Origin of the sequence: Nonomuraea zeae (assembly GCF_005889725.1) — a bacterium.
Classification (GTDB): domain Bacteria; phylum Actinomycetota; class Actinomycetes; order Streptosporangiales; family Streptosporangiaceae; genus Nonomuraea; species Nonomuraea zeae.
Genome location: NZ_VCKX01000015.1, coordinates 24,388 through 47,123, shown reverse-complemented (window position 1 = coordinate 47,123; position 22,736 = coordinate 24,388). Strand labels below are relative to the sequence as shown.

General features: G+C 70.0%; 24 protein-coding genes. 11 read left to right on the top strand and 13 right to left on the bottom strand.

The genetic code is table 11. From position 1 onward, the window contains the following. Positions 1-115 precede the first annotated feature (115 nt). The 5 genes from ETD85_RS07440 to ETD85_RS07420 are packed head-to-tail and all read left to right on the top strand — an operon-like array spanning position 116 to position 7,247. Complete coding sequence (locus tag ETD85_RS07440; protein ID WP_138688859.1) at positions 116-1,165, top strand: polyprenyl synthetase family protein; 1,050 nt, start codon at positions 116-118, stop codon at positions 1,163-1,165. A 21-nt stretch (positions 1,166-1,186) separates the two neighbouring features. Beyond that, positions 1,187-2,119: a 4-hydroxy-3-methylbut-2-enyl diphosphate reductase gene (locus tag ETD85_RS07435; protein WP_138688893.1), complete on the top strand. Its 933-nt coding sequence runs from the start codon at positions 1,187-1,189 to the stop codon at positions 2,117-2,119. Positions 2,120-2,149: 30 nt separating this feature from the next. After that, entirely contained in the window at positions 2,150-3,559 is a 1,410-nt protein-coding gene (locus ETD85_RS07430; RefSeq protein WP_138688858.1) for a family 2B encapsulin nanocompartment shell protein, read from the top strand. 25 nt (positions 3,560-3,584) lie between these two features. Next, complete coding sequence (locus ETD85_RS07425; RefSeq protein ID WP_138688857.1) at positions 3,585-4,970, top strand: family 2B encapsulin nanocompartment shell protein; 1,386 nt, start codon at positions 3,585-3,587, stop codon at positions 4,968-4,970. 24 nt (positions 4,971-4,994) lie between these two features. Then, entirely contained in the window at positions 4,995-7,247 is a 2,253-nt protein-coding gene (locus tag ETD85_RS07420) for a terpene synthase family protein (protein ID WP_170246550.1), read from the top strand. Here the strand turns inward: ETD85_RS07420 and ETD85_RS07415 are convergent. Together ETD85_RS07415 and ETD85_RS07410 are read right to left on the bottom strand one after the other, a co-directional pair. Continuing rightward, positions 7,168-7,521 (bottom strand): STAS domain-containing protein, encoded by a 354-nt coding sequence (locus ETD85_RS07415; protein ID WP_170246549.1) that lies wholly within the window; start codon positions 7,519-7,521, stop codon positions 7,168-7,170. The two genes, ETD85_RS07420 and ETD85_RS07415, sit on opposite strands and share 80 nt — an antisense overlap. Positions 7,522-7,916: 395 nt before the next feature. After that, positions 7,917-8,183, bottom strand: coding sequence for a hypothetical protein (locus tag ETD85_RS07410; RefSeq protein WP_138688855.1), 267 nt, complete (start codon positions 8,181-8,183; stop codon positions 7,917-7,919). 564 nt (positions 8,184-8,747) lie between these two features. Between ETD85_RS07410 and ETD85_RS62935 the strand changes: the two genes are divergently transcribed. Further along, complete coding sequence (locus ETD85_RS62935) at positions 8,748-9,164, top strand: C40 family peptidase (protein WP_170246548.1); 417 nt, start codon at positions 8,748-8,750, stop codon at positions 9,162-9,164. A 304-nt stretch (positions 9,165-9,468) separates the two neighbouring features. On the opposite strand, the gene ETD85_RS07400 is transcribed toward ETD85_RS62935, so the two are convergent. Beyond that, positions 9,469-9,735, bottom strand: coding sequence for a hypothetical protein (locus ETD85_RS07400; protein ID WP_138688853.1), 267 nt, complete (start codon positions 9,733-9,735; stop codon positions 9,469-9,471). Positions 9,736-10,143: 408 nt separating this feature from the next. Here ETD85_RS07400 and ETD85_RS07395 point away from each other — a divergent pair, with 408 nt between their 5' ends. Continuing rightward, positions 10,144-10,644 carry a SirB2 family protein gene (locus ETD85_RS07395; RefSeq protein ID WP_138688852.1) on the top strand — a complete coding sequence of 167 codons (501 nt, stop codon included), beginning with the start codon at positions 10,144-10,146 and terminating at the stop codon, positions 10,642-10,644. Positions 10,645-10,828: 184 nt separating this feature from the next. On the opposite strand, the gene ETD85_RS07390 is transcribed toward ETD85_RS07395, so the two are convergent. Continuing rightward, positions 10,829-11,281: a MarR family winged helix-turn-helix transcriptional regulator gene (locus ETD85_RS07390; RefSeq protein WP_138688851.1), complete on the bottom strand. Its 453-nt coding sequence runs from the start codon at positions 11,279-11,281 to the stop codon at positions 10,829-10,831. Continuing rightward, positions 11,278-11,895, bottom strand: a complete 618-nt coding sequence (locus tag ETD85_RS07385; protein ID WP_138688850.1) for a type 1 glutamine amidotransferase family protein — start codon at positions 11,893-11,895, stop codon at positions 11,278-11,280. The genes ETD85_RS07390 and ETD85_RS07385 overlap by 4 nt, the downstream gene beginning before the upstream one ends. Before the next feature lie 60 nt (positions 11,896-11,955). Between ETD85_RS07385 and mads6 the strand changes: the two genes are divergently transcribed. Next, positions 11,956-13,302 carry a methylation-associated defense system protein kinase MAD6 gene (gene mads6 / locus ETD85_RS07380; protein ID WP_138688849.1) on the top strand — a complete coding sequence of 449 codons (1,347 nt, stop codon included), beginning with the start codon at positions 11,956-11,958 and terminating at the stop codon, positions 13,300-13,302. Next, a complete protein-coding gene (locus ETD85_RS07375; protein ID WP_138688848.1) occupies positions 13,299-13,817 on the top strand; it encodes a GNAT family N-acetyltransferase in 519 nt (172 codons plus the stop codon). Before mads6 ends, ETD85_RS07375 begins: the two co-directional genes overlap by 4 nt. A gap of 23 nt (positions 13,818-13,840) precedes the next feature. On the opposite strand, the gene ETD85_RS07370 is transcribed toward ETD85_RS07375, so the two are convergent. Then, positions 13,841-14,644, bottom strand: coding sequence for an FKBP-type peptidyl-prolyl cis-trans isomerase (locus tag ETD85_RS07370; RefSeq protein WP_138688847.1), 804 nt, complete (start codon positions 14,642-14,644; stop codon positions 13,841-13,843). A gap of 122 nt (positions 14,645-14,766) precedes the next feature. Here ETD85_RS07370 and ETD85_RS07365 point away from each other — a divergent pair, with 122 nt between their 5' ends. Beyond that, positions 14,767-15,804, top strand: coding sequence for a DUF2293 domain-containing protein (locus tag ETD85_RS07365; RefSeq protein WP_138688846.1), 1,038 nt, complete (start codon positions 14,767-14,769; stop codon positions 15,802-15,804). After that, the gene (locus tag ETD85_RS07360; RefSeq protein ID WP_138688845.1) at positions 15,801-16,175 is read left to right on the top strand and encodes an MmcQ/YjbR family DNA-binding protein; all 375 of its coding nucleotides are present in this window, start codon (positions 15,801-15,803) and stop codon (positions 16,173-16,175) included. Before ETD85_RS07365 ends, ETD85_RS07360 begins: the two co-directional genes overlap by 4 nt. On the opposite strand, the gene kynU is transcribed toward ETD85_RS07360, so the two are convergent. The 7 genes from kynU to ETD85_RS07325 are packed head-to-tail and all read right to left on the bottom strand — an operon-like array spanning position 16,168 to position 22,626. Continuing rightward, positions 16,168-17,364 (bottom strand): kynureninase, encoded by a 1,197-nt coding sequence (kynU, locus tag ETD85_RS07355; RefSeq protein ID WP_138688844.1) that lies wholly within the window; start codon positions 17,362-17,364, stop codon positions 16,168-16,170. The two genes, ETD85_RS07360 and kynU, sit on opposite strands and share 8 nt — an antisense overlap. Positions 17,365-17,368: 4 nt before the next feature. Next, positions 17,369-18,505, bottom strand: coding sequence for an ABC transporter substrate-binding protein (locus ETD85_RS07350; protein WP_138688843.1), 1,137 nt, complete (start codon positions 18,503-18,505; stop codon positions 17,369-17,371). 12 nt (positions 18,506-18,517) lie between these two features. Then, the gene (locus tag ETD85_RS07345) at positions 18,518-19,486 is read right to left on the bottom strand and encodes an amidohydrolase family protein (protein WP_138688842.1); all 969 of its coding nucleotides are present in this window, start codon (positions 19,484-19,486) and stop codon (positions 18,518-18,520) included. After that, complete coding sequence (locus ETD85_RS07340) at positions 19,487-20,002, bottom strand: 3-hydroxyanthranilate 3,4-dioxygenase (protein ID WP_138688841.1); 516 nt, start codon at positions 20,000-20,002, stop codon at positions 19,487-19,489. Further along, complete coding sequence (locus tag ETD85_RS07335; protein ID WP_138688840.1) at positions 19,999-20,430, bottom strand: RidA family protein; 432 nt, start codon at positions 20,428-20,430, stop codon at positions 19,999-20,001. Before ETD85_RS07335 ends, ETD85_RS07340 begins: the two co-directional genes overlap by 4 nt. After that, positions 20,427-21,224: a 2-keto-4-pentenoate hydratase gene (locus tag ETD85_RS07330; protein WP_138688839.1), complete on the bottom strand. Its 798-nt coding sequence runs from the start codon at positions 21,222-21,224 to the stop codon at positions 20,427-20,429. The genes ETD85_RS07335 and ETD85_RS07330 overlap by 4 nt, the downstream gene beginning before the upstream one ends. Then, positions 21,217-22,626 (bottom strand): aldehyde dehydrogenase family protein, encoded by a 1,410-nt coding sequence (locus tag ETD85_RS07325; protein ID WP_138688838.1) that lies wholly within the window; start codon positions 22,624-22,626, stop codon positions 21,217-21,219. The genes ETD85_RS07330 and ETD85_RS07325 overlap by 8 nt, the downstream gene beginning before the upstream one ends. Positions 22,627-22,736 lie beyond the last annotated feature (110 nt).

Genomic DNA, 22,736 nt, shown 5'->3' with positions numbered 1-22,736 from the left:
CGGTGCGTGGGACTGCTGTGGCAAAACAAAACTCCAGCTACAAAAGACACTTTACACGCTCCGTATTGGATGAGTAACTATTGGTAGCTAACAAGCGACCGAAGGAGCCGTGCCGATGCCGCTGAGCTTCACTCAGCACCATGTGGGGTCACGCATTGACCAGCGCCTCACGGGCTTCCTGGAGACCTGGCGGGCGCCCGTGGCCGACCCGGACGTCGAGGCCGCCTACCGGTTGCTGACCGAGTTCATCCTCGGCGGCGGCAAGCGCATCAGGCCGCTGCTGTGCTACTGGGGCTGGCGGGGCGCGGGCGGAGGCGACTCCGATGAGATCATCACCGCCGCCGCGGCGCTGGAGCTGTGCCACGCCGGGCTGCTCATCCACGACGACATCATGGACGGCAGCGAGCTGCGCCGCGGGCGGGCCACCGTGCACAGGAGCCTGGCGGGGCTGCACGCGGGCCCGGGGGCGGAGGCGTTCGGCCAGGCGGGAGGCATCCTGCTCGGCACGCTCAGCCTGGCCTGGTCCGACACGATGCTGTCGTCGTGCGGGGTCGAGCCGCAGCGGCTGCGCTCGGCGCACCACATCTTCGACGCCATGCGCACCGAGGTCATCAGCGGCCAGTACCTCGACATCCTGGCCCAGCTCCGCTCGGGTGCCAGCGTGGACGAGGCGCTCACGGTGATCCGCTTCAAGACGGCCAAGTACACCGTCGAGCGGCCGCTGCAGATCGGCGGCGCGCTGGCCGGCGCCTCCATCGGGCTGCTGGAGTCCTACTCGCGCTTCGGCCTGCCGCTCGGCGAGGCGTTCCAGCTGCGCGACGACGTGCTCGGCACGTTCGGCTGCGCCGCCGAGACCGGCAAGTCGGCGCTCGACGACCTGCGCGAGGGCAAGCACACCGTGCTGCTCGCGCACGCCGTCCACCACTCCTCGCCCCTGCAGCTCGCCCACCTCAGGACCTGGCACGGCAACCCCGCGCTGACCGAGGAGCGCGCCGAGGAGCTGCGCCAGATCCTGCGCGACACCGGCGCGCTGGCCAAGGTCGAGGAAATGATCGAAGAGCGCGTGCGCGAAGCCCTGCCCGCACTGGTGGCGGCCCGGATGGAGCCGGAGGCCGCGAGCGCGCTGGCGCTGCTGGCCGACCAGCTCGCGCACCGCACCAAGTAGGGGGTCTCCCGCATGGGTCGGATACTTCTGGCGGCGCCGCGCGGCTACTGCGCGGGCGTGGAACGTGCCATTCTCACCGTCGAGGAGGCGCTGAGGCGCTTCGGTCCTCCCGTCTACGTACGCAAGCAGATCGTCCACAACACCTACGTGGTCGACGACCTCACCAGACGCGGCGCGATCTTCGTCGACGAGCTCGACGAGGTGCCCGGCGGCTCACTGGTCGTCTTCTCCGCGCACGGCGTCTCCCCCGCGGTCAAGGAGGAGGCCGGGCGGCGCGCGCTGCGGACGATCGACGCGACCTGTCCCCTGGTCACCAAGGTCCACAAGGAGGCCGCGCGCCTGGCCGGGGCGGGCTACGAGATCGTGCTCATCGGCCACGCCGAGCACGAGGAGGTCGAGGGCACCATCGGCGAGGCCCCAGACCGCATCCACGTCGTGGACCCGGCGCGGCCCGACGAGGTGACCGCGAGCGGCTCAGGACGGGTGAGCTGGCTGTCGCAGACCACGCTGGCCGTGGACGAGACCATGGCCGCCGTCACGAGCCTGCGCGAGCGCTTCCCCAACCTGGTCGACCCGCCCAGCGACGACATCTGCTACGCCAGCCAGAACCGCCAGGAGGCGATCACCAGGATCGCCCCCCAGTGCGAGCTGGTCATCGTCGTCGGCTCGGCCAACTCCTCCAACTCCCAGCGGCTGGTGGAGGTCGCCCGGCACGCGGGCGCGGACGCGGCCTACCTGGTCGACAGGGCCGCCGACGCCGACGAGCGGTGGTTGGAAGGCGTGGAGACCGTCGGGGTCACCTCCGGCGCCTCCGTCCCCGAACGGCTGGTCGAGGACTTAATCGACTGGCTCGCCACCCGCGGGTTCGCCGACGTGGAGCCCGTGACCTTGACCGAGGAGACCCTCACGTTCTCGCTGCCTCTTGAGCTCCGATCCGTACGCAACCCCCGCTAGGCCCTCACCGAGATAGGCGGTAAAGACACGATGACCGAAACGACGAACTCGCCCGCACCCGAGAACGGCAACGGCCAGCTCAGCCTGAGCACCGATGCCGCCAAGCAGCTTTCGACCACCACCAAGACGCCGCCGCAGATGCAGGAGATCACTTCCCGCTGGCTGCTGCGGCTGCTGCCGTGGGTGCAGTGCTCGGGCGGTGTGTTCAGGGTCAACCGGCGGCTGACCTACACGCTGGGCGACGGCCGCATCACCTTCAGCACGACGGGCTCGATCGTCCGGGTGATCCCCGCCGAGCTCACCGAGCTGCCCATGCTGCGCGGTTTCGAGGACATGGAGGTGCTGGAAGCGCTGGCGGCCCGTTTCACGCAGCGCGAGGTCGAGCCGGATGAGGAGATCGTCGGCGAGGGCCGGCCGGTGGACCAGCTCGTGCTGATCGCCCACGGCCGCGTGCGCAAGGTCGGGCAGGGTGCGTACGGTGACGAGCAGAACCTCGGCGTCCTGGCCGACGGCGACTACTTCGGCGAGCAGGTCCTGACCGACGGCGACCAGTACGAATTCAGCGCGCGGGCCAAGACGGCCACCACCGTGCTCACGCTCTCCAGGCGAGACTTCGAACAGGTCGCCGGCCAGTCCGCCGCGCTGCGCGCGCACCTGGACGGCTGGCGCGAGAGCGGCAGCCACGCCCAGAACGACTACGGCGAGGCCGCGATCGACATGTCCTCCGGCCACACCGGCGAGGCCGTGCTGCCCGGCACGTTCGTGGACTACGAGCAGAGCCCCCGCGAGTACGAGCTGAGCGTGGCCCAGACGGTCCTGCGCGTGCACAGCCGGGTCTCCGACCTGTACAACCAGCCGATGAACCAGCTCGACCAGCAGCTCCGCCTCACGGTCGAGGCCCTGCGCGAGCGCCAGGAGCACGAGCTGATCAACAACAGGGAGTTCGGCCTGCTCCACAACGCCGACTTCAGCCAGCGCATCCGCACCCGCTCGGGCCCGCCGACCCCCGACGACCTCGACGACCTGCTGGCCACCGTGTGGAAGGACCCGGCGTTCTTCCTGGCCCACCCGCAGGCCATCGCCGCGTTCGGCAGGGAGTGCAGCAAGCGCGGCGTCTACCCGCAGTCCAGCGAGGTCAACGGGCACCGGGTGCCGGCCTGGCGGGGCATCCCGATCTTCCCGTGCAACAAGATCCCAGTTTCGGGCACGCGGACGACGTCGTTCCTGCTGCTGCGCACGGGCCAGGAGAACCAGGGCGTCATCGGCCTGCACCAGACCGGCATCCCCGACGAATACCAGCCCAGCCTCTCCGTCCGCTTCATGAACATCAACGAGAAGGCCGTCATCTCCTACCTGGTCAGCGCCTACTACTCGGCGGCCGTCCTGGTGCCCGACGCGCTCGGCGTGCTGGAGGACGTCGAGCTCGGCCGCAACGGTTAGTCCCCTCGTCCGATCCGATCGGTGGATGGTGCTGGAGTTGACGGAGCAGGACCAGCGGCTGAGTCTCGACACCGCGGCGGCGCGCAGGCTCGCCACGACGACCAAGACGTCGCCGCAGATGCAGGAGATCTCACCGCGCTGGCTGCTGCGGATGCTGCCGTGGGTGGACGTCCCCGGCGGCGTCTACCGGGTCAACCGGCGGCTCACGTACGCGGTCGGGGGCGGCCGGGTGAGCTTCGCCCACACGGGCGCCCGGGTCCGCGTGGTCCCGCCCAGTCTGACCGAGCTGCCACTCCTGCGCGGGCTCGATGACGATCGCGTGCTCGACACGCTCGCGAGGCTCTTCGAGCAGCGGGAGTTCGCGCCGGGCGGCACGATCGCGCGGGCCGGGCGACCGGCCGACGAGCTGCTCCTCGTCGTCCGCGGCAAGGTGCGCAAGGTCCAGCAGGGCCCGTACGGCGACCGCGTCGTCCTGGGCGCGCTGGCCGGCGGCGACCACGCGGGCGCCGACCGGCCGGACGAGGGCGGGACCTGGGACTACACGCTGGAGGCCGGCACCGCGTGCACGGTGCTGGCCCTGCCCCGGCAGGAGCTCCACGCGCTGACCACCCAGTCGCCCGCGCTCGCCGCGCAGCTCGAACGCCACCGCGCCCGGCTGGCCGCGCCCAGGAACAAGTGGGGCGAGGCCGCCATCGTCACCGCGGCGGGGCACCGGGGCGAGCCGGTGCTCCCCGGCACGTTCGCCGACTACGACCCGGGGCCCCGCGAATACGCGCTGAGCGTGTCGCAGACCGTGCTGCGGGTCCACACCCGGGTCGCCGACCTGTACAGCGCACCGAAGGACCAGACCGAGGAGCAGCTCGGCCTGACCATCGAGGCGGTGCGCGAGTCGCAGGAGAGGGAGCTGGTCAGCAACCGGGACTTCGGGCTGCTGCACAACGCCGACCCCGCGCAGCGGATCCAGCCCCGTACCGGCCCGCCCGGCCCCGACGACCTCGACGAGCTGCTCTGCCGCAGGAAGCGGTCGCGGTTCTTCCTGGCCCACCCGCGCGCCATCGCCGCCTTCCACCGGCAGTGCAGTGCCCAGGGCGTCTATCCCGACAGCGCCGAGATCGAGGGCAGGAGGGTGACGGCCTGGCGCGGCGTGCCCCTGCTGCCCTGCGACAAGATCCCGGTCAGCCGCGAAGGCACCAGCTCGATCCTCGTCCTGCGGACCGGCGAGAAGGACTCGGGAGTGGTCGGCCTCTACCAGCGCGGCGTCCCTGGCGAGCGCGAGCCGGGGCTGGGCGTCAAGTTCACCGGCATCGACGCCAAGGCCGTCTCGTCCTACCTGGTCAGCGCCTACTACTCGGTCGCGATCCTGGTGCCCGACGCGCTCGGGGTGCTGGAGAACGTCGAGGTGGCCCGCTGAGCGATCCCGTACCAAGGAGTGTGCATGCACCAGCCGTTCGAACTGCCCGACTTCTACGTGCCGTACCCGGCCCGGCTCAACCCTCATCGGGAAGAGGCCCGGGTGCACTCCAGACAGTGGGCGCGGAGCATGGGCATGCTGGAGGGCTCGGGCATCTGGGAGGAGGCGGACCTCGAGGCCCACGACTATTCGCTGTTGTGCTCCTACACCCATCCCGACTGTGACGGCGCCGAGCTGTCCCTGATCACCGACTGGTACGTGTGGGTCTTCTTCTTCGACGACCATTTTCTCGAGGCGTTCAAGCGGACCGGCGACCTGCGGGGCGGTAAGGCGTACCTCGACCGGCTGGCCCGGTTCATGCCGATGGGCGCTGATCTGACCGTGCCCGAGCCGGCCAACCCGGTCGAGGCGGGGCTGGCCGATCTGTGGCCGCGTACGGTGCCGGGCATGTCCGCCTGCTGGCGCGAGCGCTTCGCCGAGAGCACCCGCAACCTGCTCAACGAGTCGATCTGGGAGCTGGCCAACATCGACAGGGGCCGGGTGGCCAATCCCGTCGAGTACATCGAGATGCGCCGCAAGGTCGGCGGCGCCCCGTGGTCGGCTGGGCTGGTGGAGCACGCCGTGGGGGCCGAGGTGCCGGCGCGGATCGCGGCGACCCGGCCGATGCGGGTGCTGCGGGACGCCTTCTCCGACGCGGTGCACCTGCGCAACGACCTGTTCTCCTACCAGCGGGAAGTGGGCGACGAGGGCGAGCTGAGCAACGGCGTGCTGGTGCTGGAGCGCTTTCTCGGCTGCACCACCCAGGAGGCGGCCGACGCGGTCAACGACCTCCTGACCTCGCGGCTGCAGCAGTTCGAGCACACGGTGTTCGGCGAGCTGGGGCCGCTGTTCGTGGAGCACGCCGTCGACCCGCTCTCCGCGGCCGGCGTGCTGGCCTACGTCAAGGGGCTGCAGGACTGGCAGTCGGGCGGGCACGAGTGGCACATGCGCTCCAGCCGGTACATGAACGAGCGGGCGATGGCGGGCCGGCCGCTGGGCACGTCCTCGATCACCGGCCTGCTGGGCGCCAAGCGGCTGCGTAACTTCACGCACGTGCCGCACCAGCCCGTTGGGCCCTCCCTGATCCCGGAGTTCTACGTCCCCTTCGAGCTCAGGCTCTCCCCGCGGCTCGACACCGCCCGGCGCGACACCGTGGCCTGGTGCACTCAGATGGGCATGCTGGAGGCCCAGCCGGGCATCACGGGCTCGGCCGTCTGGGACGTGGACAAGCTGATCGACTACGACCTCGCGCTCTGCGCGGCGGGCCTGCATCCCGACGCCTCGGTCGAGGAGCTCGACCTGGCGTCGTTCTGGCTGGCCTGGGGCACCTACGGCGACGACTACTTCCCCGTCGTCTTCGGCAGGACGCGCAACGTGGCGGCGGCCAAGGCGGCGGTGGACCGGCTCTCGGCGTTCATGCCGCTGGACGGCGCGGCCACGCCACCGCCGGCCTGCGCTCTGGAGCGCGGCCTGGCCGATCTGTGGGCGCGCACGGCGGCGCCGATGCCGGTGGAGCTCCGCCGGAGATTTCGCCGCGCGATCGAGGAGATGTGCGCGAGCTGGCTGTGGGAGCTGGCCAATGAGGTGCTCCACCACGTGCCCGACCCGGTGGACTACATCGAGATGCGCCGCCTGACCTTCGGCTCCGAGCTGACCATGCTGCTGTGCCGGCTGCGGCACGGCAGGGGCCTGCCCGACGAGGTCTACGAGAGCGGCCCGGTGCGGGCGCTGGAGCTGGCCGCGATGGACTGCGGGACGCTGATCAACGACATCTTCTCCTACCAGAAGGAGATCGAGTACGACGGTGAGGTGCACAACTGCGTCCTGGTGGTCCAGAACTTCTTCGACTGCGACTACCCGGCGGCGCTGGCCATCGTGCACGACCTGCACACCTCGCGGGTGCGGGAGTTCGAGCACATCGTGGAGCACGAGCTGCCGCTCGTGTGCGCGAAGTTCGACCTGGACGCCGAGGTCAGGCGGAACCTGGACGGGTTCGTGGCTGAGCTGCGGAACTGGGTGAGCGGCATACTCCACTGGCATCACGAGTGCTCGCGCTACGACGAGGAGTCCCTGCGCCGCCACAAGCGGCCGCCGCGCCCGTGGCTGGGCGGGCCGACGGGGCTCGGCACGTCGGCGGCGGCGCTGAGCGCCTGGCGGCCTACTGCGGCTGGTGCCGTGGCTGCCGGCCCTGCTGGAACCAGCCGATCATGCGCAGCAGGCGACGCTGGGCCGGCGTGACGTTGTGCAGCCTGATCCAGCGCTCCGACGGCGCCAGCGCGGGCATGGCGAGCACGCGCAGGCCGGAGACGTCGATGAAGGTCAGCGCGCCGGTGTCGACCACGATGAAGGGGCCCTGGCGGCAACCGGCCAGGGCGGCGGCCAGCGCCTGGCTGTTGGAGGCGTCGATCTCGCCGGTCAGTGTGACGGCCGGCGCCGACGACGTCGCGCGCACCGTGACTCTCAGCAGCTCGTCCTGGTAGAGGAGCCGCTCTTCGAGGCCATTCACCCGCATAGCACCCCCAACGTGTGCATTCGGGGGTTGTAGCTGGATCTGCCATCTACAGGGCATGACCGCCATGCCTGACGATTAGCCCGAAACCAGGCTACAGGCGACTATGTTTCACTATGCAATTTTCGCGATGAAATGACCGAATTGCGGGGAAATTATGACGCGCGACGCCTGCCGAGCAGGCCGGCCCCGTCGCCCGCGCCGGCTGCGGGCGTGCGGGGCTCGGGCCTGCTCGGAGGCGCTCCGGCCAGGAGCGGAGTGCCGCTGCCCGGCATCCTCGTGCGCAGCCGACCTGGGGACGCTCCGGCAAGGTGCCGCCACGAGGGGTTCGTGGCTGCCGGAGCGCCTTCAGATCAGGCGTACGGGCGCGCGGGTGGGCCGACTCCGCCCGAAGCGGGTCAGTTGTTGTCGCCCGTGTTCTTCTCGTTGTTGAGGACGTCGAGGTCGATGTCCTGCAGGTGCAGCGCAGTGAGGACGTCGATGTACTTCACCGAGTCGTTGAGGACGTCGTTGAGTAGCGTCACGTCGTCGAGGATGCTGAGCTGGCTCAGGATCTGCTTGTCCTTGTTGAGCGGGTTGGGGCCGACGTCGGCCGAGGCGCTCGTGGCCGTGAACCCGAACAGGAAGCCCGCGATCGCTGCACCGGCCAGAATGCGACGCATCATTTTCTACTTCTCCTTCGTCGGAATCGGCGCGGAATGCGCGTCATCGTAAATCGCTCGCACAGGGCTGCGAGATTCCGGGAATAACAATCTCGTGCTCCGTCGGCGCGCCGCAACTTGGCTTAGCTAAGTCGAAGTCAAATGCGCTTCCCAATTCCTTGGCCATTGTTCATATCTCGTCCGGATATGTACCGACTCGGTGGGATTTGCCCGGGGGATGTTAACGGCAAATTTTCATCTTATGACCATACGGGCATCCCGTATGACCAAAGGGCGTTTTATCCCCATAGAAAAGGAGGAATGCTAGCGGGAGAACGGCCTGGCACGCGCCGCGGCGATCCTCGGGCGCGAACGAGTCACGGGAGCACTGAATATGTCATGAATGGACTGTGTCCGCTGCTGCTGACAGCAATCACGCCGGCGATTATGTTCGTCTCGCATTCCACTCCCGCGCTGGCGGTGAATGGCTGCCATATGGCGCCCGGGGGCGTTTGCGCGCAGGTGGGATATGCGCCCGGAGCGGCTCGGTCCGCGGGCGGCGCGATAGCCGTGCGGGCGGCGTTGGAGATGATCGGCGTCCCGTACTCGTGGGGCGGCGGCGGGATACGCGGGCCCGGCTTCGGGATCGGCAAGGGGGCCAAGGTCAGGGGGTTCGACTGCTCGGGGCTCACGGAGTACGCGTGGGCGCGGGCCGGGGTGTCGATCGGCACGACGACGTACGAGCAGTGGCGGTCGGGGATCAAGGTGGCCAAGGAGGAGATCGAGCCCGGCGACCTGGTCTTCTACGACAACGACGCGAGCCGCTCCGGGCCCGAGCACGTCGCGGTGGCCGTGGACGCGACCAGAATGGTGCACGCGCCGTACACCGGGCAGTTCGTCCGGGTGGATCCGCTGGACAGGACGACCTTCATGGGGGCGGTACGGCCGACGGGGAGAGCGGCGAACGTCGATCCGCCGGACGAGGCGGGCGACGTCGACGAGTAGGCGCCTCCGGGCGACGCCGGCGGGTGAGCGCCCGCGAGCGACGCCGGCGGGTGAGCGCCGGCCGCCGGCTCGCGGCCTTTCACGACAGCGGCCGCGCGGCCCAGGTCGTCCTGCAGTGATCGACCTGGGCCACGCGGCGCAGTGAGCTCGGTGCGCACCAAGCCCGTGCCGTGGCTTCGCGAAAGTCCACGGCCGTTCATCGGTTCACCTCAAGGCACCAGGAAGACGACCTTGGCCGGGCATGCTCTCCCGTTCAGAAGGGGAGCCGCCGATCATCTTCCTGCCTACGCCACGCGAGGAGCCGTCAGTTGTTGTCGCCCGTGTCCTGCTCGTTGTTCAGGATGTCGGCGTCGATGTCGTTCAGGTGCAGCAGCGTGAGGATGTCGATGTACTTGACCGAGTCGTTCAGCACGTCGTTGAGAGCGGTCAGGTCGTCGAGGATGCTCAGCTGGCTCAGGATGCTCTGGCCGCTGTTGTGCGGGTTGGGGCCGACGTCGGCAGAGGCCGCGCCGGCGGAGAAGCCGAAGGCGACGGCTGCGATTGCTGCACCGGCCAGAATGCGACGGATCATGTTTGCTTTCCTCCATGGATCGGCGCGGAATTCCGGCGCCATAGTCGTTTGTGCAGGGCTGTGAGGTGCCGCCAATAACCATCGCGGCAGGCGGCGAAAACCGCAACTCGAAAACCTATCCCCGAGGTCAAGGGGGCACCTCGATTTCTTGGTGATCGGTTTTAGAGCTCATCGAAGACGCGCGGTACATATGCAGCACGAGAATGTGGGGGAACAACAATTATTTGGCCTGACCGCGCGTCCGAAGGGCCTGCCGTTCACCGCCGTTTAGGCAATGATCACCCCAAACTTGAGAATCGCCGTACGCCGATCGGCGTACGCATAGCGTCTACCTGGGGCTGACGTCAGGGCCGAACAAAGCGGCGAGGATGGCCGCGAGTTCCCGAATCCGGAGGTCAGGTGAGAGGGATGCGGCCGGCTATCCGCAAGACCGTGGTGGTTATCCACATCGTCGTCTCCGTCGCACTGCTCGGAGAGGTGTGGGGGCTGGTCGTGCTGAATACGGCGGCGGCGCTGACAAAGGACCACGCGCTGGCGCACGCTGCCTATCGGTTGATGCCGGCACTGGTGTTCGCGGGCGGTATACCACTCAGCCTCAGCGCATTGATCACCGGCTGCACACTGGCCCTGACCAGTCATTGGAGGCTGTTTCGCCATTACTGGACGGCGGCCAAGCTCGTCCTGCTGGTGATCGTGATCTGCCTCGGAATGTTCCTGTTCGATCCCGAAGGAATGGCCGCGGCGACCGAAGGCGGCGACGCGGTCGCGACCACTCGCCAGTGGGGTCAGGTCGCCGTGCTCGGCACGCAGATCGTCCTGCTCATGACCGCGACGGCGCTGTCGGTGTTCAAACCGCGCGGGAAAATCCGATGGCTCGCGGGCGGATCGCGGGATAGGAAGCGAGCATGAATTCTGAAACGCCGCAGCCGGTCGCCGCGGCTCTCGAACGAGCCAGGGCGGCGGGCTTCGGCCACTCCTGTGACCCCCGGCTTCGTGGACTTCCGCGTGGGGGACGCGCTGGAGCTGCTGCCGGGGCTCGGGACGTTCGACCTGATCTTCGCCGACGCGGTCGCGGGCCGATAGGACGCCTCCGCTACGGCTCCGTCGCCGAGTCCAGCCGGTCGAGGGCGGCCGAGAGCCGCTGCAGCGCCGCCACGCACTCCTTGGCCCCGTCGAGCCCCAGCTCGCCCACCAGCCGGTCGGCGAACTCCTGGTGCCCGGGGACGATCTCGGCCATGGCCTCGCGGCCGAGCCTCGTCGGCTGGAGCAGCTTGGCCCGGCGATGGGCGGGGTTGGGCCGGTATTCGGCCAGCCCCCGCTCCACCAGCAGGTCGGCGATCCGCTGCACGCCCTGCCTGGTCATCCCCATGACCCTGGCGATCCCCGCCACGGGCAGCGGATCGCGCACGACCGCCCCGAGCACCTGCCACCACGCCGCCGTGATCCCCGCCGGCTTGGCCAGCCCCTCGGCGACGTGCATGAACTGCCCGTTGAGCCGGAACGCCCCCAGCGCCGCGGCCGAAAGCAGGTCGGCCGTCTCGCTCATGCCGTCATCAGCACCTCGTACGCGGCGGCGTCGCTGCGCGAGAACAGCCGGAACCACGCCTCCAGCACCTCGGGCCGGTAGATGTCGAGCCGCCGGAAGATCTCCCTGGCGAACGCCACCGGCTCCGTCGGACCCGCAGTGACGAGGTCGCCGTCGAGCACCGCGTCGCTGTCGACGTACCGCTTGGCGCCCGCGTAGCCCTCCTGGGCCTCCAGGTACTGCACCACGGCGCTGGTGTGCTCGCGGTCGTCCAGCAGCCCCTCCCTGGCCAGCCCGGCCGTGGCGCCGCAGATGGCCGCGACCGGCACGCCCGCGTCGAGGAACTCCCGCGCCTTCCGCGCGAACGGCGCCAGCTCGTCGCCCGCGTCCCACAGGTCGGCGCCGGGAAGGACGAGCAGCGCGCTGTCCGCCGGCGAGAGCCGGTCGAGCGTGAGGTCGGGGGTGACGCGCAGGCCGCCCATGCTGACCACGGAGGCGCCGGTCAGGCCGACCGTGACGATCTCGAATCCGCCCGGCTCGCGCTGGTAGCGCCCGTTGCGCAGGTGTGCGGTCGCGTGACCGGTCTCCCAGTCGGCGAAAGTGTCGTAGATCGCGTGGTGAACGATTCGCTTCATGACAGCATCCTGTCATTACGACAACATGTTGTCAATCTAATACCGTGCAAGGATGGTTCCATGGCAGAGATCGTCGGCGGGGGACGTCCAGTCAACGACGCCGAGCGGCGGGTGATCTCCTATCTGCGCGACCACGCGCCGGCCGACTGGCTGCTGCTGCACAACGTCGAGGTGCCGCGCGGCCACGACATCTTCGAGGTGGACCTGCTCGTGCTGACCGGCCACTCGCTCGTGGTCGTCGACGTCAAGGGCACCCGTGGCCGCATCGAGGTGTCGGGCACCCGCTGGTTCCCGCCGCGCAGGGAGGCGTTCGGCTCCCCCGTGGCCAAGCTGCGGGGCACCGCCAAGGCGCTGAAGGGCCTGCTGGTGTCCAAGGCCACCCAGCTCGAACGGGTCTACGTCGACAGCCTGGTCGTGCTCACCTCCCCCGACGCGGTGCTGGTCGATCCCGCCGGCCGCGACTCGGTCAACGTCACCGACCTGCCCGGCCTGCTGGCCACGCTGAGCGACGGCTCCCGGGTCAGGCGGGGGTGCAGCCCGGACGCGCGCCCGTACATGACCGCGATCCTCGACGCGCTCAACCAGACTGTACGCCGCAGCACGGCTCCGCCCAGGTTCGGCAACTGGGAGGTCGAGGAGCAGCTCGGCGGCGACAGCAAGATCACCGAATACCGCGCGTTCAACGCCACGCTGCCGGGCAGCGAGACCGTGCTGCTGCGGGTCTACCAGGCCGATCCGCTGGCCGACCACGAGGCGCGGGCGGCCGAGCGGCAGCGCATCGCCAACGCCTACCAGACGCTGGCCAGGATCCCCCCGCATCCGTGCGTGGTGCGCTCGCGCGACTTCTTCGCGATCGACGACGAGAGCCGCTTCGTGCTGGTGCTCGACGACGTGCACGGCGAGGCGCTGCACCTGGCGCTGGGCAAGGGCGCCCGGCTCGGAGTGATCCAGGACCTGCTGCGCGGGCTGGCGCACGCGCACGCCAACGGCGTCGTGCACCGGGCGCTGACCCCCGCGTCCGTGCTGGTCACCGACGACGGGCACGCGGTGCTGACCGGGTTCGACTACGCCAAGCCCGGGCCGCGTAACTACACCGTCGCCCACGAGCTGGGCAACGTGCTCGACGCCCACTACGTCGCGCCGGAGTGCCAGGAGCGGCCCGACAGGATGACGACCGCCTCCGACGTCTACGCCGCGGGCGCCATCGCCTACCAGCTCCTCACCGGGACGCTGCCGACCAGCGCCGACGCCCACGGGCCCGACGTGCCCGAGGTGGTGCGCAGGATGCTCGACCACTCCCCGGCCAAGCGGCCGACGGCCGCCGAGGCGCTCGCCGCCCTGGAGGCGCCGCCGGTCCAGGAGTCACGGCTCAAGCGGCTGGTCCGTCGCATAGTGTCCCGATCATGACTATCAGCCTTCGCCCGGTCAAAGAGGACGACCTCCCCTTCCTGTACCGGCTCACCGACGACCCGGCCGGCACCGGCGACTTCCAGTGGTACGGCTTCCACAACCCCCACCGCCATCGCCGGCGCTGGGAGGAGAACGGCCTGCTCGGCGACGACGGCGGCATCCTGATCATCATGGCCGGCGACGACGCGGCCGGCTTCGTGTCGTGGCACAAGGAGATGAGCGGCGCCACCCTCTTCCACTGGGACATGGGGCTGATCGTGGCCCCGGAGTTCCGCGGCAAGGGCCACGGCACCGAGGCGCAGCGGCTGCTCGTGCGTTACCTGTTCGACCACTCGACGGTCAACCGGGTCCAGGCCAGCACTGAGATCACCAACCTGGCCGAGCAGCGGGCGCTGGAGAAGGCCGGCTTCACCCGCGAGGGCGTGCTGCGCGGCGCCGGCTTCCGCGCCGGAGAGTGGCGTGACGGGGTGCTCTACAGCATGGTCAGGGCCGACCTCGAAGAGCGGGGCTGACCGCGGGCCGGTCAGCTTCGCGCCTACGCCGGTGTGATGGTGTCGAGCACGTCGATGAGGTAGAGGATCGGCCTGGCACCGGGTGAGGGCACGGCCACGCGGCTGCCCACGTGCCGCCCGACGAGGGCGTCCAGCCAGGCCGACGGCACGGCCCCCGGCTTCAGCGTGAAGGCGCTCGGCCCGCCCTTCCGGTAGGACGAGTCCACGACGGTCCTGGACGGCCAGGACGCGGCCACGTACTGGATGACCACTTTCGCCCCCGCGACCACCTCGCGGCCCGAGCCGTCGATGATCGTGCGGGGCAGCGCGTCCGGCGTGAGGTCGGCCGGGATCACCGGCAGGGGCCGGCCGACGAGCCGGGCGTCGGGCGGGTAGCCCCCCAGGATGTCGAAGACGAGCACCAGCGTGTCGGCCGGCGAGACGCCGGTCAGCGGCACGTTCGGGCCGAGTGCCTCGGCGGCCGGGCTGACCAGCATGACGCGGCTGCCCGCCGGATGGCCGATGAGCGACTGCCGCCAGGTCTCCGACACCTGCCTGCCGTCGAAGACGACCGTGGTGGGCTGGTTGGCGTCGTAGGTGTTCATGTACGGCTGGTTGCCGGACCAGCGCCGGATGTCGACGTCGGCGAGCACCACGTCGCCCGGCACCGTACGCCGCCCGGCGCCCACGGACAGGACCGTGATCCGCGGCGTGCGCCCTGGCGCTCCCTTGGGTATGGCGACGACAGGCTTGCTGCCGAACGTGCCCGAGACGACGGGCTGCGTGCCGTCCTCGGCCAGACCACACGAGGTGGCCAGCATGAGGACGGCAGGCCAGAACAGACGCACGATTCCCCCTTGGGTGCCAGATCCGAAGGAGTACTTGCCGCAATGGTTCAAAGGAATGCGTCGGGACTCGCCATCTCACGACAAAGCCCCGAGAGCCACGAAGCCACGAGAGACTGGATTCCGTGAGCAAGCCGAACCTGGCGCGGAGGGTCGCCGATGCGGCCGAGATCGCGCTGACCACCCGGAAATACGTGACGTTCATCGACGTGGTGACGGGGCTGCGCTGGCTGCATTCCAGGCACGTGGACACCTGGCGGCAGGGCCGGGCCGCCACGCTGGCCGAGCTGGCGGCCGTCGACGAGGAGCGCCTGCTCACCACGGCCGGCCTGCTGCGGGACTGGGCGCGGGCCAAGGGGCTCAAGCCGGTGGAGACCCCCTACGTGGCCGGCACCCGCGACCGCCGCGAGCTGCGCTTCACCGCGGGCCACGGGCAGGAGGCGTTCCGCGTCCACTGGATCTCGCCCGACCTCAGCGAGGCCAGGGTGCGCCGGCTCACCGAGCGGCAGAGCAAGGCGCCCGACCTGGTGGTGGTCGCCCCGCTCGACGCGTGGACGTGCGCGGGCTGCGGCGACACGGGCCCCTACCTGATCATGGAGGACGAACGACCCCACTGCCTCACCTGCGCGGACATGGACCACCTGGTGTTCCTGCCGTCGGGCAACGCGGCGCTGAGCCGCCGGGCCAAGCAGGAGAGCGGCCTGTCGGCCGTGGTCGTGCGCTACAACCGGCGGCGCAAGGTCTACCAGCGCTGCGGCCTGCTGGTGGAGGACGCCGCGCTGGTGGCGGCCGAGGATCGGTGCCTGGCCGACGAGGAGGTCCGCCTGCGCCGCCGCGAGCGCGACCGGGTCCGCAGGGCGGAGGAGGACGTGGAGTTCCAGTCCAGGATGGCGGCCGAGATCGCCAGGCTGTTCCCCGGCTGCCCGCAGAGCCGGGCGAAGGAGATCGCCGAGCACGCGGGCCAGCGCGGCAGCGGCCGGGTCGGCCGGTCGGCGGCGGCCAGGGCGCTCGACGAGAACGCCATCACGCTGGCCGTGATCGCCTCGATCAGGCACCTCGACACCGACTATGACAGCCTGCTGATGTCCGGTGTGCCGCGGATGGAGGCCCGCGACCTGATCAGGGACCGGATAGACGGCAAGCTGGAGGAGTTCCGCAGATGACCGGCTGGCACGACGTGCGCGAGGAGCTGCGCGCCTTCGCCCTCGGGCTCCCCGAGACCCACGAGGACCACCCGTGGGGCGAGACCGTCATCAAGGTGAACAAGAAGGTGTTCCTCTTCCTCGGTCTCGACGAGCAGACCGAGAAGTGGGATCCCACGTTCGGCGTGAAGCTGCTGTCCGAGGCGCACGGCCACGCGCTGACCGTCGAGGGCGCGGCGCCCAGCGGCTACGGGCTCGGCAAGGCGGGCTGGGTGACCGTCCCGTTCCTGGCCGAGCTGCCGGAGACCGAGGTGCTGATCGACTGGGTGGAGGAGAGCTACCGGGCCATCGCGCCCAAGCGGGCGATCAAGGCGCTGGACGAGCTCAGGTGACCGCGAGCCGCCTGGCGTGCCGCTCGTCCCGCCAGAGCTCCTTCTCCAGCACTTCGAGCAGCGTCGCCGCCGCGTCGTGGACGTCGGCGTAACCGATGTACAGCGGCGCGAAGCCGAACCTGAGGATGTCCGGCGCGCGGAAGTCGCCGTGCACGCCGCGCTCGATCAGCGCCCGCATCACCGGGTAGCCGTCGGGGTGGTAGTAGCTCACCTGGCTCCCCCGGGCAGCGGCCTCCGGGGGTGAGGCCAGCTCCAGCGCGTCGCCGACGAGCTCGACGAAGAGCGAGGTCAGCGCCATGCTCTTGGCGCGCACCAGGTCCATGGGCACCCGCTCCCACACGTCGAGCGCCGCGTCCAGGGCCGCGAGCGACAGCACGTGCGGCGTACCGACCGCGAACCGCCTGACGCCCTCGGCCGGCCGGTAGCCGGCCTCGAACGTGAACGGCTCGGCGTGACCGTGCCAGCCGGACAGCACGTTCTCGGCGGCGGCCTGGTGGCGCGGGTTGACGTAGAGGAACGCGGGCGCGCCCGGACCGCCGCTGAGATACTTGTACGTGCACCCCACCGCGAAGTCGGCGCCCGAGACGTCCACCTCCATGGCGCCCACGCTGTGGCACAGATCCCAGACCATGAGCGCGCCGGCCGCCTGCACCCGCTCGGTCACCGACGGCACGTCGTGGCGGGCGCCGGTGCGGTAGTCCACCTCCGCCAGCAGCACCACGGCCGCGTCGTCGAAGCGCCCCTCCGCGACGTCGCGCACCTCGTAGCCGCCGAGCAGCCCGGCCAGCCCCTGGACCATGTAGTGGTCGGTGGGGAAGTTGCGGACGTCGGAGACGATCACGCGCCGCTCGGGGCGCAGCCGCAGCGCCGCCGCCACCGCCTGGTAGATCGCGATCGAGGTACTGTTGCCCACCACGACCTGCCCGGGACCCGCGCCGATCAGCGGGGCCAGCCGGTCGCCGAGCGTCAGCGGCTGGGTGTACCAGCCCGCGGCGTTCCAGCCGCCGACCAGCTCCCTGCCCCACTCGTCCTCGACCGCCCGGCGGACCCGCTCGGCGGTACGGCGCGGCAGCGCGCCCAGCGAGTTCCCGACCAGGTAGACGACGTCTTCCGGCAGCACGAACTCATCTCTGAACTCGCGCAGCGGATCGTCGGCGTCAAGGGCGAGGCAACGATCACGATCCAGCACGTACTCACTCCTGTTTTGGGGGGATTGTGGCAATTACCCGGTTTATACCATTGTGGTACTCGCGGGCATACCAGTTCTGCACCGGGTCGTGCGTCGCGTCGAGCCTGAACGGGCCGCGCGGGCCGTCCAGCTCGCCCACCCCGCCCAGCGCGCTGGTCAGATCGCCGCCCCTGGCCAGCGCCTTGTCGATGAGCCGCATGGCGTCCCAGCTCTGGAGCGCCACCGTGGACGGGTTGCGGCCGGTCCTGGCCCGCCACCGGGCGACGAAGGCGGCGTTGTCGGGATTGTCCAGTGCGGGGGAGTACATGCCGACGCTGACGATCCCCTCCGCGTCCTGGCCGATGGCTCGCAGCACGTCTTCGTCCGTGAGGTTCTGGCAGGTCAGCAGCTTGATCTTGGCATCGTAACCGAGCTGCTTGAAGGACCTGGCGAACGTGGCCGCCTCGCCGCCCGCGTAGAAGGCGTACAGGAGCCCGGCCTGCGGCGGGATCTGCTCGAAGTACGGCTCCAGGTCGTTCGTCTTGCCGTACGGCGTCAGGATCTGCTTGAGCGGCCGGGCGCCGTACCCCTCCTCGAAGCCCCTGAGCGTCTCGACGCCGGCCGAGTAGTCGGAGCCCATCAGGACGACGCCCTGCTTGCCGTAGTGCTCGGCGGCGTACCGCCCGGCCGCCCGGCCGTGGGCGCGGTTGGTGTAGGAGACGCGGAAGACGTTCGGGCCGCCCAGGTCGTCGGAGCCGGCGTTGGCGATCACCACGGGCGTCGAGCCGGCCATCTGGACCACCGACTCGGCCACGGGCGAGGCGATCAGGCCGGTGAGCACGTCCACGTCCTCGACGTCGATGAGCCGCCTGGCCTCCTTCTGTCCCTGCTCCGGGCTGCCCGCGTCGTCGGCCACGACCAGCTCGGCCGGCCGGCCGCCCAGACGGCCGGCGTGGTCGGTCAGCCAGAGGCGCATGGCGATCTCCATGTCGTCGCCGAGCATGGCGTACACGCCGGTCTGGGAGATGATCGCGCCGATCTTGACGGGCGAGTCGTCACCGGCGGCCAGGGGCACCGACCCGCCGCAGCCCGCCGCCATCAGCACCGCGAGTCCGACCACGGGCAGCCCGGCCACGGGCAGCCCCAGCACGGGGATGCGCATGGAGAGCTCCCTTCAGGCCAGGAACGCCTCGGCGTTGGCCCCGAGCAGCTTGGCGCGGGCCGTGCCGGACAGGAAGCCGGCATTCCTGATCAGGTCGCCGGAGGGTGACTCGCCCAGCGGGTAGGGAAAGTCGGAGCCGAGCATGACGTGGTCCTCCCCGAGAGTGTCGACGAGCAGCCGGAGCGCGCGCTCGTCGAAGACGGCAGAGTCGACGCTGAACCTGCCGAGGTAGTGGGACGGCGGCCGCTCAGAGACGCCGACCAGGTCGTGCCTGCGGTGCCAGGCGTTCTCGAACCGGCCGAGCCAGAACGCGAACGAGCCGCCGCCGTGCGCGAAGCAGATCCGCAACGTGTCCGGGATCCGGTCGAACACGCCGCCGAGGATCATCGCCAGGATGGACAGGTGCGTCTCCGCGGGCATCCCGACGAGCCACTGGGCCATCCACCGCTCGACGCGCGGGCCCGCGGGCAGGTCCCACGGGTGCACGAAGACGGGAACGTTCCGCGCCGCGCAGTGCTGGAGGAACTCCACCACGCCCGGGTCGTCGAGATCGCGGTCGCCGACGTGATTGCCGATCTCCACGCCTCTGTGCCCGGCCGCCAGGCAGCGCTCCAGCTCCTCGCAGGCCAGCCCGGGGTCCTGCAGCGGCACCTGGCAGAACGGGATCAGCCGCGGGTCCCGGCAGATCTCCAGCGCCAGGTCGTTGAACACCCGCGCGATCCGCAGGCCCTCGGCGGCCGGCCGCTCGTAGCCGAAGAAGACGGGCGTGGGCGAGACGACCTGCCGGTCCACGCCGTCCTTGTCCATCTTTTCCAACCGGACCTGCGGATCCCAGCAGTCATCCCGAATTTTCCGGAAACCACGGTCGTTGACGAGGATCGTCGCCTCGCGCTCCGAGTCGACCCTCAGCCTGGGCGCCCCGGGCCAGCCCAGCTCGGGCCAGCCCTTGGGCACGTGGTGCGTGTGTACGTCGATGACCATCTAGCCCTTGCCAGGGTGTAGCGCACCGCACTGCCCGCACGTGCGGGCCTTCTCGTCGGCGTAGAACGCCTGGAACACCGGGGGCAGGTCCTTGACGATGTCGCGAACCTGGAGCTCGACCTCGTGCACCACGGCGCCGCATCCGGCGCAGTACCACTGGAACTTCTCCAGCTCGCCCTCCGGGCGGATCCGCTCCACCACCAGCCCGACGGAGCCGGCCTCCGGCCGCTGCGGCGAGTGCGGCATGCGCGGCGGCAGCAGCCACATCTGGCCCTCGCGGATGTGCACGGTCTCGGGGCCGTCCTCGGTCACGACGTTGACGTGCATGTTGCCGCGCACCTGGTAGAAGAGCTCTTCGTACGGGTCCACGTGGAAGTCGGTCCTGGAGTTGGGCCCGCCGACCACCATCACGATGAAGTCGTTCGCCCCCTCGAAGACCACCTTGTTGCCGACCGGCGGCTTGAGCAGGTGGGCGTGCTCGTCGATCCACTTGGTGAAGTCAATAGGGGGGATCATGATCGCTCCTGTGGATGGTAGGCGACGGCTTGCATCTCGATGAGGAGGTGGGGGTGCGGAAGCTGGTGCACCGCGACCGTGGTCCTGGTGGGCCCTTCCTCGTCGAAGAACTCGGCGTACACCTCGTTGTAGCCCTTGAAGTCGTTCATGTTTACCAGGAACGTCGTGATCTGCACGAGATCCGCGAGCGACCCGCCCGCCGCCTTGAGAATGTCGCCGATGTTCTCGATGACCGCCCTGGTCTGAGCGCGGATGTCCAGGTCCGTCGCCCCGAACCGGTCCACCTGGACGCCCACGAACGAGTCGTCGGGGCGCCGGCTGCTCGTGCCCGACACGTAGAGGAAGTCACCGGCCCGCTTGACGTGCGGGAAACGCCCGCGGGGAGTCGCCTTGCCCGGCACGCGGATGGCCCGGCCTTTCCCACTCACCGCGAGAACACCGCCCGTACGGTGCCCAGTCCCTCGATGCGCGCCTCGAACTCGTCCCCGGGACCCACCGGCACCACCGGGCCGAGCGCGCCGGTCAGCACCACGTCTCCGGCCCGCAGCGCGCGCTCGGTGCGGCCGAGCGCGGAGGCCAGCCAGACGGCGGCGTTGAGCGGGTTGCCCAGGCACGCCGCGCCGGAGCCCGCCGACACCTCCTGCCCGCCCCTGGTCATCGTCATCGCCGCGGCCCCCAGGTCGAGCCCCGTCAGCGCCATGGGCGTGCTGCCCAGCACGAACGCGCCACCGGACGCGTTGTCCGCGATCGTGTCGGGCAGCGTGATGTCCCAGTCGGCGATCCGCGAGTCGGCGATCTCGATCGCGGGCAGCGCGAACTCCACCGCCCTGAGCACGTCGGCCACCGTGAAGGGGCCGCCTTCCAGGTCCCGGCCGAACACGAGCGCGACCTCGGCCTCCGCCCGCGGCTGCAGGAACCTGTCCACGGGCACGGGAAGACCTTCGGAGTACGCCGCGTCCGCGAAGAGCATGCCGTAGTCCGGCTGGTCGATGCCGAAGCGCTGCTGCAGGAGCAGGTTCGTCATGCCGATCTTCCTGCCGACCAGCCGCCGTCCCTCGTCGAGCGCGCGCCTGGTGTTGATCTCTTGCACGGCGTAGGCGTCGGCCGCCGTGGCCACCAGGTCCCTGATCGGAGCGCACGGCTTCCCCGTGGTGGCGGCTTCGACCAGCCGGTCGGCCGCGTGGGTGCGTGCGTCCACGGCCTGGGACCATTCGTCATGCATCGGGCTGCTCCAGTTTGATGGTGATGGTGGTGGGTTCTGAGTAGAAGTCGAGTGACTGGGTGCCGCCCTCCCTGCCGATCCCCGACAGCTTCACTCCGCCGAACGGGGTGCGCAGGTCGCGCTGATACCAGGTATTGACCCAGACGAGTCCGGCCTCCAGCCGCTGCGCCACGCGGTGCGCGCGGTCGAGGTTGCCCGTCCACAGCGTGGCGGCCAGACCGTAGTCGCTGCCGTTGGCCAGGTCGATCGCCTCGGCCTCGCTGTCGAAGAGCGCGACGTGGCAGACGGGACCGAAGATCTCCTCTCTGTTGAACCTGGACCATTCTGACAAGCCTGTCACCACCGTCGGCTCCACGAAATAACCGGAATCGCGATGATCACCGAACGTGGGGACACTGCCCCCTGTGAGCACCTTGGCTCCCTCCGAGCGGGCCAAGGCATAGTAGGACAGGACCTTCTCGCGATGTTCGGCGGAGATCATCGGTTGTGGCTCCAGCTCCTGTGCCCGGCTCGCGAGCCGGGCACAGAACTCCTCGAAGATCGGCCGCTGGACGTAGAGCCGCTCGGTGCACAGGCACACCTGGCCGCCGTTGGTGAAGACCGACTTCACGCTGCCCTCGATCGCCCGGTTCAGGTCGCAGTCCTCGAAGATCAGACCGGCGTTCTTGCCGCCCAGCTCGAAGGAGATCGGCTTGACCCGGTCGGCCACCGAGTTCATGATCGCCGTACCCGTCGCGGTGGAGCCGGTGAACGTCACCGCGTCCACCCCGGGGTGCTCGACCAGGAGCTGGCCCGCGGAGCCGTACCCGAGGATGATGTTGACGACGCCGGGCGGGAGCCCGGCGTCGGCGCAGATCTCGGCGAACACGGCGGTCGAGCCCGGCGTGTGCTCCGACGGCTTGACCACCACCGTGTTGCCCGCGACCAGCGCGGGCGCGAGCTTCCAGGTCATCAGCAGGAACGGCAGGTTCCACGGGACGATCACCGCGACCACCCCGAGCGGCCTGCGCACGGTGTAACTGAGCACCCCTGACAGGTGGAAGGCGTCGTCGGGGCGCTGAGCGGCGATCTCGGCGAAGGCGCGGAAGTTCGCGATGCCGCGGGGGATGTCCAGCGTCCTGGTCTGGTCGAGGGGCTTGCCCGTGTCGGCGATCTCCGCCGCCACCAGGTCGTCGAAGCGGGCCTCGATGCCCTCGGCCAGGCGCCGCATCCACCCGGCGCGCTCGGCGACGGGCAGCGCCGCCCAGTCCCGCGCCGCTTCCCTGGCCGCCCGGACCGCCCGGTCGACCACCTCCGGGTCGGCCTCGTGGGCGTGCCTGGCCACCGCGCCCGTCACCGGGTCGTGGATCGGGAACGACTTGCCCGCGGCCACCGGCTGGCCACCGATGAAATGCGTCAGCACCACAGTCTCCTCATCTCTCCCTCACACCCCCGGTATAGATCGCTTACGGCCGATGGACAACGGGGCATCCCGGGACACGGATCCCTCGATCGCATCGTCTCGCCCCGGCG

Coding starts and splice junctions, on each gene's coding strand:
- mads6 (WP_138688849.1), top strand. CDS start 11,956: ATGGCAGAGATCGTCGGCGGGGGACGTCCAGTCAACGACGCCGAGCGG.
- ETD85_RS07400 (WP_138688853.1), bottom strand. CDS start 9,735: ATGATCCGTCGCATTCTGGCCGGTGCAGCAATCGCAGCCGTCGCCTTC.
- ETD85_RS07395 (WP_138688852.1), top strand. CDS start 10,144: ATGCGGCCGGCTATCCGCAAGACCGTGGTGGTTATCCACATCGTCGTC.
- ETD85_RS62935 (WP_170246548.1), top strand. CDS start 8,748: ATGATCGGCGTCCCGTACTCGTGGGGCGGCGGCGGGATACGCGGGCCC.
- ETD85_RS07375 (WP_138688848.1), top strand. CDS start 13,299: ATGACTATCAGCCTTCGCCCGGTCAAAGAGGACGACCTCCCCTTCCTG.
- ETD85_RS07330 (WP_138688839.1), bottom strand. CDS start 21,224: ATGCATGACGAATGGTCCCAGGCCGTGGACGCACGCACCCACGCGGCC.
- ETD85_RS07440 (WP_138688859.1), top strand. CDS start 116: ATGCCGCTGAGCTTCACTCAGCACCATGTGGGGTCACGCATTGACCAG.
- ETD85_RS07420 (WP_170246550.1), top strand. CDS start 4,995: ATGCACCAGCCGTTCGAACTGCCCGACTTCTACGTGCCGTACCCGGCC.
- ETD85_RS07390 (WP_138688851.1), bottom strand. CDS start 11,281: ATGAGCGAGACGGCCGACCTGCTTTCGGCCGCGGCGCTGGGGGCGTTC.
- ETD85_RS07425 (WP_138688857.1), top strand. CDS start 3,585: ATGGTGCTGGAGTTGACGGAGCAGGACCAGCGGCTGAGTCTCGACACC.
- ETD85_RS07410 (WP_138688855.1), bottom strand. CDS start 8,183: ATGATGCGTCGCATTCTGGCCGGTGCAGCGATCGCGGGCTTCCTGTTC.
- ETD85_RS07430 (WP_138688858.1), top strand. CDS start 2,150: ATGACCGAAACGACGAACTCGCCCGCACCCGAGAACGGCAACGGCCAG.
- ETD85_RS07340 (WP_138688841.1), bottom strand. CDS start 20,002: ATGATCCCCCCTATTGACTTCACCAAGTGGATCGACGAGCACGCCCAC.
- ETD85_RS07360 (WP_138688845.1), top strand. CDS start 15,801: ATGACCGGCTGGCACGACGTGCGCGAGGAGCTGCGCGCCTTCGCCCTC.
- ETD85_RS07415 (WP_170246549.1), bottom strand. CDS start 7,521: ATGCGGGTGAATGGCCTCGAAGAGCGGCTCCTCTACCAGGACGAGCTG.
- ETD85_RS07345 (WP_138688842.1), bottom strand. CDS start 19,486: ATGGTCATCGACGTACACACGCACCACGTGCCCAAGGGCTGGCCCGAG.
- ETD85_RS07350 (WP_138688843.1), bottom strand. CDS start 18,505: ATGCGCATCCCCGTGCTGGGGCTGCCCGTGGCCGGGCTGCCCGTGGTC.
- ETD85_RS07385 (WP_138688850.1), bottom strand. CDS start 11,895: ATGAAGCGAATCGTTCACCACGCGATCTACGACACTTTCGCCGACTGG.